The 244-nt window shown below is 66.0% G+C and carries 1 pseudogene; it reads right to left on the bottom strand.

From position 1 onward, the window contains the following. Positions 1 to 244: pseudogene (locus G8O24_RS43540) on the bottom strand (hypothetical protein); the annotation flags it as partial.

The raw sequence follows: 244 nt of genomic DNA, 5'->3' as shown, positions 1-244 counted from the left end.
CGCGAGCTTCATGCCGCACCACGACGGCGTGTCGATCCGCACGGATAGCGAAGAGTTCTTCGCCGAGCGCGCGATCCTGGCGCTGGGCCCATGGCTCGGTCGCGCATTGCCGCCACTCGCCGCGCTGTTCGAAGTCCGGAAAGCCGTAGACCATGTCATCAGGACCTCGGTCCAGAATGAAGATCGGGAAACGACGGGGAACCACGGTCTCGGGGCTGCCAGGTGCGAACCAGCCGACCGGCTG

The organism is Bradyrhizobium campsiandrae (assembly GCF_014529705.1).
Taxonomy (GTDB): domain Bacteria; phylum Pseudomonadota; class Alphaproteobacteria; order Rhizobiales; family Xanthobacteraceae; genus Bradyrhizobium; species Bradyrhizobium campsiandrae.
The sequence above is the reverse complement of the archived record's forward strand: the minus strand, read 5'-3'. Positions and strand labels throughout refer to the sequence as shown.